General features: G+C 70.9%; 14 protein-coding genes. 3 read left to right on the top strand and 11 right to left on the bottom strand.

The annotated features are described in order from the left end of the window. From ACY0I8_RS11730 to ACY0I8_RS11685, 10 genes are all read right to left on the bottom strand, one after another. Window positions 1-776, bottom strand: a 776-nt coding sequence (locus ACY0I8_RS11730) for a YncE family protein (protein ID WP_461394899.1), incomplete at its 3' end; no start/stop codon positions are given. Between the two features lie 61 nt (window positions 777-837). Then, on the bottom strand, window positions 838-1,173 hold the full coding sequence (gene qhpC, locus ACY0I8_RS11725; RefSeq protein ID WP_461394898.1) for a quinohemoprotein amine dehydrogenase subunit gamma: 336 nt from the start codon (window positions 1,171-1,173) through the stop codon (window positions 838-840). A 60-nt stretch (window positions 1,174-1,233) separates the two neighbouring features. Further along, window positions 1,234-2,628 (bottom strand): radical SAM protein, encoded by a 1,395-nt coding sequence (locus ACY0I8_RS11720; protein ID WP_461394897.1) that lies wholly within the window; start codon window positions 2,626-2,628, stop codon window positions 1,234-1,236. Further along, the gene (gene peaA / locus ACY0I8_RS11715) at window positions 2,625-4,187 is read right to left on the bottom strand and encodes a quinohemoprotein amine dehydrogenase subunit alpha (protein ID WP_461394896.1); all 1,563 of its coding nucleotides are present in this window, start codon (window positions 4,185-4,187) and stop codon (window positions 2,625-2,627) included. Before peaA ends, ACY0I8_RS11720 begins: the two co-directional genes overlap by 4 nt. Before the next feature lie 33 nt (window positions 4,188-4,220). Then, complete coding sequence (locus ACY0I8_RS11710; protein WP_461394895.1) at window positions 4,221-5,072, bottom strand: SphA family protein; 852 nt, start codon at window positions 5,070-5,072, stop codon at window positions 4,221-4,223. A gap of 313 nt (window positions 5,073-5,385) precedes the next feature. Beyond that, complete coding sequence (locus ACY0I8_RS11705) at window positions 5,386-6,777, bottom strand: sigma-54-dependent transcriptional regulator (protein ID WP_461394894.1); 1,392 nt, start codon at window positions 6,775-6,777, stop codon at window positions 5,386-5,388. After that, complete coding sequence (locus ACY0I8_RS11700; RefSeq protein ID WP_461394900.1) at window positions 6,774-7,649, bottom strand: sensor histidine kinase; 876 nt, start codon at window positions 7,647-7,649, stop codon at window positions 6,774-6,776. The genes ACY0I8_RS11705 and ACY0I8_RS11700 overlap by 4 nt, the downstream gene beginning before the upstream one ends. Window positions 7,650-7,897: 248 nt before the next feature. Continuing rightward, the gene (locus ACY0I8_RS11695; protein ID WP_461394893.1) at window positions 7,898-8,788 is read right to left on the bottom strand and encodes a PDC sensor domain-containing protein; all 891 of its coding nucleotides are present in this window, start codon (window positions 8,786-8,788) and stop codon (window positions 7,898-7,900) included. Window positions 8,789-8,996: 208 nt separating this feature from the next. Beyond that, window positions 8,997-10,358 carry a DNA repair protein RadA gene (gene radA, locus ACY0I8_RS11690; RefSeq protein ID WP_461394892.1) on the bottom strand — a complete coding sequence of 454 codons (1,362 nt, stop codon included), beginning with the start codon at window positions 10,356-10,358 and terminating at the stop codon, window positions 8,997-8,999. Between the two features lie 42 nt (window positions 10,359-10,400). Further along, window positions 10,401-12,365 (bottom strand): hypothetical protein, encoded by a 1,965-nt coding sequence (locus ACY0I8_RS11685; RefSeq protein ID WP_461394891.1) that lies wholly within the window; start codon window positions 12,363-12,365, stop codon window positions 10,401-10,403. A gap of 237 nt (window positions 12,366-12,602) precedes the next feature. Between ACY0I8_RS11685 and ACY0I8_RS11680 the strand changes: the two genes are divergently transcribed. Both ACY0I8_RS11680 and ACY0I8_RS11675 read left to right on the top strand, forming a co-directional pair. Continuing rightward, on the top strand, window positions 12,603-12,836 hold the full coding sequence (locus ACY0I8_RS11680; RefSeq protein WP_461394890.1) for a hypothetical protein: 234 nt from the start codon (window positions 12,603-12,605) through the stop codon (window positions 12,834-12,836). Then, complete coding sequence (locus ACY0I8_RS11675; protein ID WP_461394889.1) at window positions 12,833-13,276, top strand: type II toxin-antitoxin system VapC family toxin; 444 nt, start codon at window positions 12,833-12,835, stop codon at window positions 13,274-13,276. Before ACY0I8_RS11680 ends, ACY0I8_RS11675 begins: the two co-directional genes overlap by 4 nt. Here ACY0I8_RS11675 and ACY0I8_RS11670 read toward each other — a convergent pair. Further along, window positions 13,246-14,082, bottom strand: a complete 837-nt coding sequence (locus ACY0I8_RS11670; protein ID WP_461394888.1) for an AAA family ATPase — start codon at window positions 14,080-14,082, stop codon at window positions 13,246-13,248. The genes ACY0I8_RS11675 and ACY0I8_RS11670 overlap by 31 nt on opposite strands. Before the next feature lie 73 nt (window positions 14,083-14,155). Between ACY0I8_RS11670 and ACY0I8_RS11665 the strand changes: the two genes are divergently transcribed. After that, the coding region (locus ACY0I8_RS11665) for a thermonuclease family protein (RefSeq protein WP_461394887.1) at window positions 14,156-14,398 on the top strand (243 nt) is incomplete at its 3' end.

The raw sequence follows: 14,398 nt of genomic DNA, 5'->3' as shown, positions 1-14,398 counted from the left end.
GCCTTCTTCTTGTCGGGGGAGTAGATCACCGAGTAGGCGAACACGGGGATGCCCTTGAGCGGCGTATCCCGGATCTCCCCGGTCTTCTTGTCGATCGCCAGGAGCCCCATGAGTTCCGGGGTGTAGTAGTTGGCCATGAACACCCCCCCGTTCTCCCACGCGTAGTTCCAGAACGGGAGGAAGTTCATCTGCTTTTCGTACATCGGGTAGGTCTCCACGAGCTTCATCTCGTCCCCCGAGACGTCGATCTTGTAGAGATCCTTCCCGATCACGTACACCATGCGGCCGTCGCGCACCGTGGTGAGGGTGGCGGCGTCCCAGGGCAGCTCCAGGGTCCGGAGCACCTTGCCCGTGGCCAGGTCGATCTGGGAGAGCTGGGGCGGGGTCACGACCACCTCCCCCCCCTTCGTGGTCCGGGCGCGGATCGACGCGTAGGCCGTCTTCCCATCGGGGGCCACGTCGAACCCGTAGATGAACCGGTCCCACCCGTCCCCGCTTACGTCCAAGGTCTGGACGACCTTGTTCGCCTTCAGGTCCACCTTGTGGATCAGGCGGCGCTTGGCCGTGACATAAAGGTAGGTTTTGTCCGGAGAAAGCGCGGATTCCCGCAGCCATCCCTCGGCCGGGATGTCGGCCACGATCTCATCGGTGTCGCCGTCGATCACCTGGATCACCTCGTTGCCCAGGTAGTAGAAGAAATCCTTCGCCGCGGCCTCGAGGGGGATCAACCCCACGGCCAAGGCCGCGACCACGCCGATCAGGGAGAGTCTTCGCATGGCTGCTCCTTTCGCAGTCCGAGTCGGTGGAAACCCCGAAGCCGGTGGAACCCGTTTTGGCTCAATCGTACTGGAGCTTGCGCCAGTCGCGGGCCACGTTGGGGCACTGCTTGTCGAAGTCCGGATGGTTCGTGAGCCCGTCGGGAACCTGGGCGGGCCACCAGCAATCGCCGGCACACCCGGCGAAGTCCCGGGCAGAGGCCTGGCAGTTCCCCACCGGGTACGTCGGCCTTGGATTCGTCTCCCACCCGGTGTCGAACACCGTGGTGCACCCGGCGGGCATCCCCGGGGGCCCGTCCTGCAGGGCCCGGGCGGTGGCCTCCTCCCCCTCGGCCAACGCCTCGATGGCCTTGGCCTTTTCGTTGAGCGCTTTCAAGACCGACTTTTTGTCCTTCATCCCACACTCCTTTCGTCTCCATGGCCGCCCGCAGGGGCGGCGTGGGCGTTTCAAGGCGTTTCAGCAGCGCGCCCGGATCGCGATGCGCCCGAGGAGATCCTCGCGGCCCGAGGAGATCAACCTCGCGTACACCCGGATGCCGAGCTCGATCCACCGGCGCACGAACCGGCAGGTGCCTCCCGGCGGCAGGCCGAGAACGGCCTCCCGGACGTGGTTTTCGTAGTGGCAGCCCCCCCGGCACAGGGCCCGGGCCCAGCACCGCGAGCACGCCTCCTCCCTGGGCGCGGCCATGGCCTCGAGGCATTCCCGAACCCGGGCCGGCCGGGGGCCGGAGCCCAGGTCTCCCACCCGAAACGGTTCCTCCCCCACCAGCCGGTGGCAGAGGTAGAACCGCCCCTCGGTGTCGAGGGCCAGGTAGCCCAGGCCGGCCCCGCAGGGCGCCGAGCGGGATGCCCCCACGTGGATCCGGGCCAGGAGGTCGAGGAGGTTCGAGAACGGGAGCACCTGGCCCCGGTCGAGCGCCCCGAGGAACCGGTCCGCCAGGGCCCCGAACTCCTGGAGCAGCAGGTCTTCCTGCTCCTCCGTGGGCAGGAACGCCCGGGTCACCGGGCTGGCCGGGGCGATGCCCACCTCGTGGACGCCGAGCCCGATAAGGTGATCGAACACCTCCCCGACCCGGCCCCACTGGGAGGGCGGCAGGGTCACCCGGGCCGCTACCGGGGCCCGGGGCCTGCGCAGCAGCCGGGCCAGGCCCCGCCGGGCCGCGGCATACGACCCGGCCCCCGCCCGGGTGGGCCGGTTGGCGTCGTGGACGTCCGGGGGGCCGTCGAGGCTCACCGACACGCTGACCCGGTGGGCGCCGAGGAACTCGGCGGCCTCGTCCGTGACGAGGGTGCCGTTGGTGGTGAGGCTAAACCGGACGGTCTTTCCGGCCGCCCGGCCGGCTTGTTCCGCCTCCTCCACGGCGGCCCTCACCGCCGGGACGTTCATCAGGGGTTCCCCGCCGAAGAGCACCAGGGTCACCTCGGAGTGGGGCCCGGACGCCTCCACGAGACACCGGGCGGCCCGCCGGGCGAGTTCCGGCCGGAGGAGCCGGGGCGACCCTCGGTAGGCTCCGCCGTCGGCGTAACAATACCGGCAGGCGAGGTTGCAGTCCTGGGCCACCTCCAGCACCAGGGTGGTGAGGGGCTCCCGTGCGGACGGCACCGGCGCCGGCCTACGCCTCCCGTGCCCAACCGGCACCAGCACCCGGGCACGCCGGAACTCCTCGAGAACCTCCCGGTCGGGGCCCGGCGTCTGGTCGAGGAGAAGGGGTTCCACGGCCCGCCAGCGCGCGAGCACCTCGGCGGCCTCCCGCCCCAGGTGGAACAGGCTCACGTCCTCGACCCCGAAGAGCAGTTGCCCCTCGGCCCCTGCGAAGAGCCGGTGGTCCGCCCAGGCGTAGGGGATGCTCACTTGATCCTCCGGATGTAATCGGGAACGGTCACCGCGAGCCGGGCCTCGGCCCGGTACTCCCGGCCGCCCCGGGCATACTCGGCCACCACCTTCACCCAGCCCGACCCCTCGCCCGAGTACTCGCGGGCCGGAATCGGCCGGTAATCTCCGGTCGGCAGGTAGGTTCCGTCCGGTTCGATGGCGCCCACCCATGCCAGATCGTCGTCGCCGGGGCGGGTCGCCTCCTCCTCCAGGTGGAACCGGGCCGGCACCGGGCCCAGGGTCACGTCGTCGGACGCATCCCACACGTCGCGGCCGTTGGAGTAGGCGACGGCCTCGAACTGGACGCCCTCGGGCGGGTAGTACGGCCCGCCGTCCAGCCGGGCCCGTCCCACCGCCGGGGTGACCGCGATGTAGTCCACCCGGGGGGCCAGCGTCACCGAGCCGGCATCGAGCCCTTTGACCTTCACCTCGGCCGACCCCAGAGCCGTCCGGTGACTCACCACCACGGCCTCGATGGCCCCCGGATCCAGGCGCCGCGCGGCCAGCACCTCCACGTCCGGCCCGAAGGTCACGTCGCGGGCCGCCACCTCGGGCAGGTTCATCCCTTCGAGCACCACCCGGGTCTCCTCGTCGGGCAACAGGTACCCCGGCGTCACCCGGAGCACCCGGGCCTTGCCGTCGTTTCGGTACCAGGTGCTCGTGGAGGTCCGGAAATCCGGGGCGGGGTAGTGATGCTCCCCCTGGATCCGGTCCCCGTCGAGGGTGAAGGCCCCGCGGGTTTCAAACCCGTTGTGGCGGGTCTGGGTGCGCAGCGCGTATCCGCCGTACAGGATTCCCGTGCCCCGGAAGACCTCGGACGTGCCGTCGGAGTACCGGAGCGTCCCTGAGACCGCGGCATCGCCCCCGCCCTTGCTCTCCCACCGGGCCGTGCCCCGGTAGGGGCCCTTGCCCGGCTCGTAGCCCAGGACAACCCATTCCCCCGAGAGGTCCGCCTTAGGCGCCTTCCACGCCTCGCCGTACGGGAACCGCTCCGCCAGATAGGCCAACACCGCGTCGGCCTCCTGGATCCAGTGCATCTCGCGCATCTGGAACATGATGGCCGGGTCCATGTAGAGGTGGAAATCCCGGACCTTCGCCCAACTGTCCTTGGTCATGCGATACGAGGCGATCTTCCCGAAGCTGTGGCACCGCACGCAGGTCGCGAAGAGCCGTTCCTCCTCTTTGCCGTTGGGCGCCTCCTGGTGCTGCGTGTTGTTGAAGAGCCGCAGGTAGGCCACGGCCTGCTCCTCGTCGGGCCGGAGGATCTGGGTCGCACAGAGTTCCTTGAGCAACCCCTCCATCTCCTCGGCCGACAGGTCCATCCCGTGGAGGCGGTGCATCCGGTCCACGATCACCGCCCACTCCTCGGGGGTGGTTCGGATCTCCTCCACCCGCGGAATCGTGCCGCCCCGCGGTTCGTGACACTCCGTGCACTTTTTCCAGACCAGGGAGTCCCGGGAGAACGCGCCCGCCGGTCCCGCCCCGGCGCAGATGCACGCCGCCGCCGCCAGCGCCACCCATGTTCGTCGTACGCTCATGTCCCCTTCTCCTTTCTCGCCGTGACACGGCCCTCAGAACGCGTAGGAAAACCGCAGCCAAACATCGTCGCCCTTGGTGTCGTTGGCCGCCGAGAGGTCGTGGGTCCAGCGCAGGTTCGCGCCGAAACGCTCGGTGACCTGGTACCCGAGGGTCGGGCCGAACTGGACCCGCTTGGCTTTGGTGTCGTCCACCTCGGTACCGTCCGCCTCGCCGTTGTCCAGGTCCCAGTACCCGCCCCCGTTGAGCCCGAGCACCAGCTTGTCCGTCAACTGGTAGGCGAGGCTGAGTTCCAGCTCGAACCGCGGCGGGGCCTTCCAGTCGTTATCCGGTTCCTCGGTGTGGTGGTAGTAGTTCAGGTTCATGTCGAACACCCACTTCCCCAAGAGCTGGTTGAAGGCCAGTTGGTGCTCGAAGTACCAGTGGTTCTGGCCCAGGTTGATCGTTTGGTCCTTGTCCCACTCTCCCGTTGGGGCGAAGGCGTAAAACCAGTAGGAGACGTAGGTGTTGGTGGTCTCGTTCGTGTAGAGAAAGATCCCCGGGCCGAAGATGATGTCGCCGAGCCCCGACGAGTCCTCGTCCAGAAGATCTCTCTCCTCCACTTTCCCGAAGGGCACGATGACCTGGAACGCCGCCGCCACCGGCCCCACGTGGAAGTAGGCGAGCGGCCGCACCACGGCCACGGTGGCCGTCAGGTCGATGTCGGCCAATTTGTCCCCGTCCGGCCCGGTCAGCTCGTCCGCGTGGTAGTAGTTCAGGTACACGAGGCCGTAGTATCCGTCGGGCGCGATGATGTTGTCGTAGGGGTCGATGAGAACCGCCCCGCCCGGCGCGGCCCACAGGAAAAGGGCCAAAAGGGTGCCGAGAGCCGTGATCGATCTGCGCATGCGTGCTCCTCCTTTCGTGGTGAGAGGCCGGCCAACCGTGGCGAGACGGCGTTTCAATTTCCGTGCCGTGTATCCAGAAAGGCACCCCCTCCCATTTTGGCGCAGGAAAAGGCGTCCGCCGAGAGGTTTTCATCAAGTATCGTTCTATCGTGGGGCACATGGTGTCCCAGGCGTGCGCGCATCTGGGACACGAATGTCCCGCTTTCGGCCCGCACGGGGAGGGGTGAGACACGCGCGTCCCGCTTCCGATCGGGGACGCGCGGGCTCGCTGGGAAAAACCGAAAGGAGCGAAACGAAGAAGCCGGTGGGGGGGCTACCGGCGGGTGCGATAGCGGGAGGGATCCAAAGAGAGGTCCTGGAGGAGTCGGTGGACGTGGCGGCGATTGAGGCCCGCGTGCCGGGCCACCTTGGACACGTTGCCCCCGTACTTGGTCAGCAGAGCTTCCAGATACCGGCGGGACACCTCGTCGACGGCCCGGGCCTTGACCTCGGCGTAGGTGAGGCCGGGGGGTTCGGACTCGGACGCCGGCCCCGCTCCCGGCAGGGTCACCTGTTCGGCCCCGAGCACCTCCACGTCATGGAACACGAGGGCCTGTTCCAGGGTGTTCACGAGTTCCCGGACGTTCCCGGGCCAGGGGTACGATTCCAGGCGTCGGAGCGCCTCCGGGGTCACGGCGCGGGTTCTCCGGCCCAACCTTTTGGCCAGCAAAGGCAGGTGGTAGGCGACCAAGGCCCCGATGTCCTCCGGCCGCTCCCGCAACGGGGGAATCCGGATCTGCACCACCCCGAGGCGGTAGAAGAGATCGGGCCGGAACCGGCCCGCGGCGGCCTCGGCCTCGAGATCCCGGTTCGTCGCGGCCACAAGCCGGGCGTCCGTCCTTCGCTCCCGGGTTTCGCCGACCCGGGAGTAGGTGCGGTACTCGAGGACCCGCAGGAGCTTTTTCTGGACCCCGAGCTCGAGCTCCCCGATCTCGTCGAGGAACACGGTGCCCCCGGAGGCCACCTCGAAGTACCCCGCCCGGTCCCGGTAGGCTCCCGTGAACGCCCCTTTGACGTGCCCGAAGAGTTCGCTTTCCAGGACCGCCCCGTGGAGCGCCGCGCAGTCGACCGTGATGAACGGCTCCGCCGCCCGGGGCCCCCGGCGGTGGATCTCCCGGGCCACGAGCTCCTTTCCGGTGCCGGTTTCCCCCGTGATAAGCACCGTGGAGTCCGTTCGGGCCACGGCCTCCACCCGTTCGAGGACCCCGCGCATGGCCGGGCTGGCCGCCACCAGGCCCGGCGGCGGCCCGGCCCGCGCCAGGGCCTCGGAAAGGCCGTCCCTCTCCCGGGCGAGCCGCCCCTGCTCGATCGCCCGGCGCAGGGTCGCATCCACCTCGTCCAGGTCGAAGGGCTTCGTCAGGTAGTCGTACATCCCCTGGCGCAGGGCGTCCACCGCCCCCCGGATCGTGCCGTACCCGGTCAGCACCACCACGGGCAGCCCCGGAATCCGCTCCCGCAGCGCCCGGCCCAACTCGAGCCCGCCCATCCCGGGCATCTTAAGGTCCACGAGGGCCACATCGGGCCCCCAGGGGGCCGCGCCTTCCAGGGCGGCAGGGGCCCGGGCTTCGGCCCGGACCTCGTACCCCATGGCTTCCAGGGCTTTGGAGAGGGCCTGGAGCAACTTCTCGTCGTCGTCCACCACCAGGACCCGGGGCCGTTCGTTCATCCCCCGCCTCCCCCATTCCCGTCCGCGGGGAGCACCACCCGGAACACGCACCCGGCCGGGGTTCGGTTTTCCACCTCGATCTTCCCCCCGTGGTTCCGCACGATCCGAAACGACACGGCCAACCCGAGGCCGGTGCCCTCCCCCACCTCCTTGGTCGTGAAAAACGGCTCGAAGATTTTGGGCAGCAGGTGCTCCGGCACCCCGGGCCCCTCGTCCTCCACCTCCAGGACCACGACCGAGGTGTCGAGGCGGGTCGCCACCCGAACCCGGCCCCCCGTCCCGTGGGCGTCCAGGGCGTTGCCCAGGAGATTCCAGAGCACCTGCCGAATCCCCGAGCGATCCAGCGCGAGCACCGGGACGGAGGGGTCGAGGTCCGTCTCCAGCCGGATCTCCCGGGACTGCGCCTCGTGGCGCACCAACCCCACCATCTCCTCGATCAGCCGGTTGAGGTCCGTGGGGACCCGTTGCGACGCGTCCGACCTCGCCAGGTCGAGCAGGGCCCCGACCTTGTCGCGGATCCGGCGCACCTCCTCCAGCACCACGGCGAGGTCCTCCCTGGCGTCCGGGGGGAGCTCGGCGTTCCGGCAGAGCAGTTGGGCGTACGTGGCGATGGTGGCCAGGGGGTTATTGACCTCGTGGGCCACACCGGCCGCCAGCCTCCCCACGGCCGAGAGTTTTCGCTCCTGCTCCACCTCCGCGTAGGCGCGCTCGAGTTCCCGTTTCTTCTCCTGGAGGCTTTCGGCCATGGAGTTCAACGCCCGGGCGAGCCGGCCGGTGTCCCCCCTGCCCTCGGGCAACCGGTGGTCCAGGTGCCCCTCGCCGATCCGGCGGATCCCGCGAAGGAGAATCCGGAGCCCTTTGGACTGGTGCACCGCCACGAGCCAGGCGAGCCCGACAACGCCCAGGGTGGCGAACACCAGGATGTGGACGAAGTTGAGCCGGATGCGGTCGGTCTCCCGCAGGATCTTTCCCGCGCTCTCGTAGGCCGGGCCGACCACGTCGTCCTCGGGCACCAGCAGGGCCAGCCGCCAACCCGGGGGCCTCACCTCGGCCGTGGCCACGTACCACCTGCCGCCGCGCAGGTAGTGCACCCCGGCCGGGTCCCCGGCGAGCTCCCGGCTCACCTCGGCCACGGACGAGGTGGACAAGTCCTGGCCGTGGGCCGGCCGAGACGGATCCAGGCCGAGGTCCGCAAGGGGAAAGTTGCCCGAGGCCGCCAGGATCCTGGGGCCCGCCAGGAGCGCCGAGGCCGACCCCTCCGACACCCGGATCGTCCCGATCTCCCGGAGCAACTTGTCCACGGTGACGTCCATCCCCACGGTGGCGACGTGCTCCCCCCGACGTAGGCGGGGGAAAGGCAGGAGATCATCCACTCGTGGCTCAGGGGATCGAGGTAGAGGTCGGTGAAGACCTCGCCCCGGCCCGGATTGTGATCCGGATCGGCCAGGTAGTAGAAGGGCCAGGTGGTGTAATCCTTGTCCCGCGGCATCCCGCCGAAATCCCGCCAGGGATAGGCCCGGGTGATCCCGTCGCGCAGGATCATCCAGGCGAGCACGATCCGTTCCTCGCGCTCCACGAGGGGCCGGGCCACCAGGTCGAAGACCTCGGTCCTCCGGACCAGGGGCAACAGCGCCGGCCGGAACCTCGGCACGAACAACACCGAGTTTCCGTCGTCGGTGAAGTTCCCGAAGCTCCCGTCCGAGGCCAGCGCGTACACGCTTCCGTTGCGCCCCGTAAGGGCACCGTCCCCGGCAACCACGTGCTCGACAAACCGCCGAAGGACGTGGACCTCGTCGGCCAGGCGGCGAAACCCTCCCGCCAGGCGCTCCGATTCCTGGCCCAGCTTCTCGGTCACGCGGTTCATCTGGGCCGAGATGAGGAGCGCCCGGGTCTCCTCGACGGCCGCCACCTGGATCGTGCGCAGGTGCCCCAGGGAGAGCGCGGTCATCACCCCGATGGGTGCGAGGGCGAGGACGAGGAAACTGAGGATCAGCTTTGCGGGAAGACCCATGGGGCCCCTTCGCGTCGCAAGGGGATTCCGTTGGGGAAGTTCAGGAGGCGCCGGATCCCGGCGCACCTACTATCAACCCGGCGCCAACAGGGGCGCGCAAGGAAGCCGTCAGGGCATGGAAAGGCGCGGCGATCGGGTGCCGCACTCGCGCCCGGCCGGAACCGGTCCCCCACCCGCCGCCGGCAATAAGCAAATTCGAGGCCGCCCCTCACTCCAGGGCCTCCAGGAGGTCGGCCACCCGGCCCACCCCGGAGAGCTCGAGGCCCGGGGTCCGGCCCAGGTGCTTTGCGGTGGTGGCGGGCACAAATGCCCGGCGGAACCCGAGTTCCCGGGCCTCGGCGAGCCGGGCGTCGGGCCGGGACACGCTCCGGACCTCGCCGGCCAGCCCCACCTCGCCGAAAAACACGGCGTCGGCCGGTAGCGGCCGGTCCCGGAACGCGCTCACGAGCGCCGCCACCACGGCGAGATCCACGGCCGGCTCGGCCACCCGCAACCCGCCGGCCACGTTCACGAAGATGTCGTGGGTGGCGAGCGGCAGCCCCAGCCGCCGCTCCAGCAGCGCCGCCAGGATCTGCACCCGGTTCCGCTCGATGCCCGAGGTGGTGCGCTGGGGCGCGGCGAAGGCGGCCGGGGCCACCAGGGCCTGCACCTCCACCAGCAGGGTTCGGGTGCCCTCCAGGCACGGCACCACGGCCGAGCCGGCCGCGCCCCGGGGCCGCTCGGCCAGGAACAGGGCCGAGGGGTTCGCCACGCCCTGGAGGCCGGCGTCCCCCATCTCGAACACCCCCACCTCGTTGGTGGACCCGAACCGGTTCTTCACGGCCCGGAGGATCCGGTAGGGGTGGCCCCGGTCGCCCTCGAAGTACAGCACCGTGTCCACCATGTGCTCGAGGAGCCGGGGCCCGGCCAGGGCCCCCTCCTTGGTCACGTGGCCCACCAGGAACACCGGCACGCCCCGGCCCTTGGCGAGCACCGAGAGCCGGCCCGACACCTCCCGCACCTGGCTCACGGTGCCGGGGGCGCTCCCGATCTCCGGGGCGTAGAGGGTCTGGACGCTGTCGGCCACCAGGATCTCCGGGGAGATCTCGTCCACGGCCGCGAGGACCCGGCCCAGATCGGTCTCGCTCAGCACGAACAGCCCCGGGGCCGGCCCGCCCAGGCGGTCGGCCCGCATCCGGATCTGGCGGGCCGACTCCTCGCCCGTGACGTAGAGGACCTTCCGGCCGGCCCGGGCCTGGGCCTGGAGCATCTGGAGGAGCAGGGTGGATTTCCCGATGCCCGGGTCGCCCCCCACCAGCACGGCCGACCCGGCCACGATCCCGCCCCCCAAAACCCGGTCGAGCTCGGGCAGGCCCGAGGGCCAGCGCAGCTCCGCCCCGCCCTCCACCTCGGCCAAGGGCGCGGCCCTCCCCGACGACGCGAGCCCGGCGTACGCCCCCCGGCCCGGGGCCGGCTCGGGCCGGGACTCGGCGAGACTCCCCCAGGCCCCGCAGTCGGGGCACCGGCCCAGCCACTTGGGGCTCTGGGCCCCGCACTGCTGGCACTCGAACACGGTCCGGGTCTTGGACATGGGCGGCAGGGTAACACGGGGGATCGGGGCCGGGAAGCGCCCTCACCAGATGTAGTCGGGGGCGATGTCGCGCTTGTCCTTGCCCCAGAGCACGTGGACCACCCGCAGCCGCTTGAGGCGCTGGGGGCTCAGGGTGCCCAGGGGGATGTAGACGATCTTCCGGTCCATCCACGAGGCGTATTGTTTCAAAAACCCCCGGGGCGGCCGGGGGGCGCAGTACACCACGAGCCGGTCCTCGGAGTAGTCGATGCCGGCCGCGAGGAGCCGCTCGGCCGGGGTGCGGGTCCAGGCGTAGTCGGGGTCGGTCCAAACGTCGGCCATGCGAAGCGGCGGGTACGACAGCAGGAGTCCCCCGTACTCGCACCGGCAGATCCCCGGGCCCACCACGTTCTCGAGGGGCGGCGTGGCGTAGAACGCCATGTCCGACTCCTGGTCGTGCTCCCCGAGCCAGGTCATGGTGAAGGGGTGGCGCTCCAGGTCGGGGTCCTCGTCGAAGATGACGACCACGCTCCCCACCCCGCCCGGCACCTTCCGGAACTCCCGGACGTAGATCTCGCCCTCGGGCAGGTGGCGGATCGTCTCGCGCAGGTCGATCCCATCGAGCAGCGACCCCCGGAACGGCTCGGACCGGGCCGACTCCTCGGAGAGCACCCGCCCGGCCTTCTGCTGGAGCCACCGGCCGAAGGCCTCGATCACCTCGTCCTCGGGGGGGTAGGAGCAGATGCCCTGGGGGTCGAACCCCTCGAGCCACTCGCCCGGGTGCTTCTCGCCCTTGCGCCGGCGGGGCACCCGAAGCACCCGGCGCTTGGTACGGCCCAGCCGGCGGCGGATCCGGATCCGCCGGGAGCCCAGCCGGAGTTCGTCGGCCGAAAGCTCCACCGCGGCCAGGTCCTCGGCCCCCTTCTGCCACGGGGTGTGGCCCGCGAGCCGAAGCACCGCGAAGGCGAAGTTGTCGTCGGCCACCGACCGGGCCCCCTCCACGAGCTGGTAGAGGTCGGGGAGGAGCCGGCCCTCCAGGAGGGCCCAGTTGCGCAGGTAGCGAAACAGGGTGCGGACCTGCCAGGGCTCGAGCGCCTCCCCGGTCTCCTGCCGGTAGTGGCGGCCCGCGAGCCGCACCAGGTGGTAGAGGCACCGCTGTCGGTCGAGGGGCCGGCCGGGTGGCCCGTTCCGGGCCGCGGCCCAGGCCACGGCGTCGTCGAGCGCCCTCTTTTCGTCCCACCGAGCCCGGCCGGTCAGGATCTCCAGGGCCCCCACCCGCTTCCGCACGGTGGAGCCCTCGAGGTCGGGCTCGGCCACGGAGCCCTGCCGCCGAAGCTCGTACACGGCCTGCACGAAGGGGATCTCGGTCGCCACCTCGGGGAGGCTCTCGGCCGTGAGGTGAAAGAGCCGTACCCCCTCGCGCCGCAGCCGGGCCAGGGGCTGGGCGTGGGGGCCGGGGAGCATCCGGCCCACCCGCTCCAGATGGGCCAGGCCGCACACGAACAGAACCCGCTCCCCCGGACCGGCGGCCACCGCGAGCCCGGCCGCCATGGCCCGCTCGCGCCGCAGGTCGGCCTGGGTGGCCGGGTAGGACCGCTCCCGGAGGCACGCCTCCACATAGGCCCGGTGGCCGAGCCGGGTCACGGCGTAGGGGTCGGGGAACGGCTCGTCGTGCTCGGGGGGCTGGTCGATGTCGGCGTCCACGAAGTGGAGCGGAAGGCCCGCCCCGGCCCCGAGCCGAAGGGCCTCCACGAAGGGGTCGGCCGGCTCCACGAGCCAGTAGACGGCCTCGTCCTCGGCGGTCTCGTAGGTGACCACCGAGACCCGGGGCAGCCGGGCCAGGGCCCGGAGCACGGCCTCCCGCAGGGTGGGCGGAAGCTCCACGGCCACGGCCGTGGGCCGCACCGCCCCGAACGCCCGGGCCACGGCCCCGGCGAACTCCACCCGGCCGTGGAGCACCGGCACGGCCACCACCTCCCCGCCCCGGGGGCCCTGCCAGCGGGCGACGTAAAGCGGCTCGAGGCTCATCCGGACACCACCCCCCTTGCCATCTCGGGGACTCGCCGATACAGTGTTGTTGAGTTTTTCAACAATATTGCTCCGGCGGCTGGATGGGCGCGGCAGGGGGCCTGGGGCCTGCGGGAGCGCCGGGCGTGGCTCCTACCGTGGCCGGATGCCGCACTCACGCACGGCCGGAAGTAGGCCCCATGCCCCCGCGATCTCCCTGCGCGCCTCCATTGGCGCCGGGTTAAGAGGAGCGTCTCGATGGCGACCGTCAATTTCAGCGTGCCCGAAGAGGTGAAACGGGCCTTCAACGAAACCTTCGCCGGCCGGAACAAGAGCGCCATCATCGCCCGCCTCATGATGGAAGCGGTCGAGGAGGAACGCCGCCGCGTGCGAAGGGCAAAGGCCGTGGACGCGTTGCTCGAACTGCGCGCCGCCGCCCCCGCCGTCACCGAAGACCAGATCCTCGACGCCCGGGAGAAAACCCGGCCGTGAACCCCGTGGTGATCGACGCGAGCGTGGTGGTCAACTGGGTGTTCCCCACGCGGGAGGGCGAGGAGGACGTGGGGGCGGCGCTCGACCTCCTTCGGGACATCCGGTCCGGGGCGGTGACCGTCGTTCAACCGCCCCACTGGCTTGCCGAGGCCGGCGCGGTGATCGCCAGGCTCGCCCCGGACATCGCGCCCCGGGCCCTGGAACTCCTCTGGGCGATGGAGCTGCCGGTTCTCGACACCCTTGACCTCTACCGCCTGGCCGCGGAACTCTCCCGCCGCCTGGTCCATGACCTGTACGACACCCTCTACCACGCCGCGGCGCTCCTCACCCCCGGCGCCGTGTGCTACACGGCGGACCGGAAGTACCTGGGCAAGGCCCGCCCCCTGGGGGCCATCGAGCCCGTCTCCTCCTACGTCCCCCGGTCCGGGAACCGGAGGTAGGCCAAGGCGTCCTCGCCGATCACCCGCTCGAGGGCCCGGGGCACCCAGGCCACCGGGTCCTCCCCCGACGCCCGGGCGAGCTTGAGGGCATAGCGGGCGGCGTTGATCCCGTCGCGCACGCCGTAGGGCTCGTCGGCCGCGTGGGCCGCCTGCAGGAACCCCACCACGTAGCGCAGGAGGTCCTCCGGCGCGAACGGCAGGTTTTCCCGCAGGATCGCGAACTCCTCCTCAGCCTCGGGGAAGTCCACCTGGATCTGGGGCTGGAGCCGGGTGTGGATGTACTCGGGGATCTCGTAGGTGGAGGCGTCCTCGTTCATCGTGACGGCCAGCCGGAAGTCGGGGTGGGCCCGGATCTGGAGCCCGGTGAGCACCGACTCCACGTACCGCCGGTCGTCCAGCAGCGGGGCCAGGGAGGCCCAGCTCTTCTCGCTCATCCGGTTCCCCTCGTCGAGCACGCACACCCCGCCCCGGATCGCCGCGGTCACGAGCGGGCTCGCCACGTACTGGATCTTCCCGTCGGGCCCCACCACCGGGCTCACCACCAGGTCCTCGGGCCGGGTGTCCATGGTGGCCTGGAAGAGGTACACCTCCCGGCCCAGGCGCCGGGCCGCCGCGAACGCCAGGGTGGTTTTGCCCACCCCCGGCCGGCCCACGAGCCGGGGGGTCATGGGCCGGTCACGCTCGTCCAGCACCATCCAGGCCGCGAGCACCTGGCGCACCAGGTCCTCCCGGCCCACCCACGGCAGATCCAGGTCGGCCGGCCGGGCCAGGTGGAGGGTGACGCCGTCGATGGTAACCTGTCGCATGTCACGTTCCTCAAGGCGAAAGCGCGGCGGCTCCCTCGGGGGCCCGGCCGCGCGCAACAAGGCGAACTCACCGATGCCCCGCGATTATCCCCCACGCCCGGCCCGCCCCTCAAGGCGGCTCCTTCTGGCCCTGTGGCTTTTGGCCGCGGCCTGCCTTCCGGCCCGGGCCGACCGGTTCCCGGTGGAGATCGTGCACGTGATCGACGGCGACACCGTGGTGGCCCGGTGGGCGGGGCGGGAGGCCCACGTGCGGCTCCTCGGGGTGGACACCCCCGAGAAGGCCCGGGACGGCCGGCCGGCCGAGCCCTTCTCCGGC

It is taken from the genome of Deferrisoma sp., assembly GCF_054681715.1.
Note: the sequence above shows the minus strand (reverse complement) of the source record. Positions and strands in the feature narration are given on the sequence as shown.

Bases quoted from the DNA above. Each gene is read 5' to 3' on its own strand.
- qhpC (WP_461394898.1), bottom strand. From the start codon at position 1,173: ATGAAGGACAAAAAGTCGGTCTTGAAAGCGCTCAACGAAAAGGCCAAG.
- peaA (WP_461394896.1), bottom strand. From the start codon at position 4,187: ATGAGCGTACGACGAACATGGGTGGCGCTGGCGGCGGCGGCGTGCATC.
- ACY0I8_RS11710 (WP_461394895.1), bottom strand. From the start codon at position 5,072: ATGCGCAGATCGATCACGGCTCTCGGCACCCTTTTGGCCCTTTTCCTG.
- ACY0I8_RS11705 (WP_461394894.1), bottom strand. From the start codon at position 6,777: ATGAACGAACGGCCCCGGGTCCTGGTGGTGGACGACGACGAGAAGTTG.
- ACY0I8_RS11695 (WP_461394893.1), bottom strand. From the start codon at position 8,788: ATGGGTCTTCCCGCAAAGCTGATCCTCAGTTTCCTCGTCCTCGCCCTC.
- radA (WP_461394892.1), bottom strand. From the start codon at position 10,358: ATGTCCAAGACCCGGACCGTGTTCGAGTGCCAGCAGTGCGGGGCCCAG.
- ACY0I8_RS11685 (WP_461394891.1), bottom strand. From the start codon at position 12,365: ATGAGCCTCGAGCCGCTTTACGTCGCCCGCTGGCAGGGCCCCCGGGGC.
- ACY0I8_RS11680 (WP_461394890.1), top strand. From the start codon at position 12,603: ATGGCGACCGTCAATTTCAGCGTGCCCGAAGAGGTGAAACGGGCCTTC.
- ACY0I8_RS11670 (WP_461394888.1), bottom strand. From the start codon at position 14,082: ATGCGACAGGTTACCATCGACGGCGTCACCCTCCACCTGGCCCGGCCG.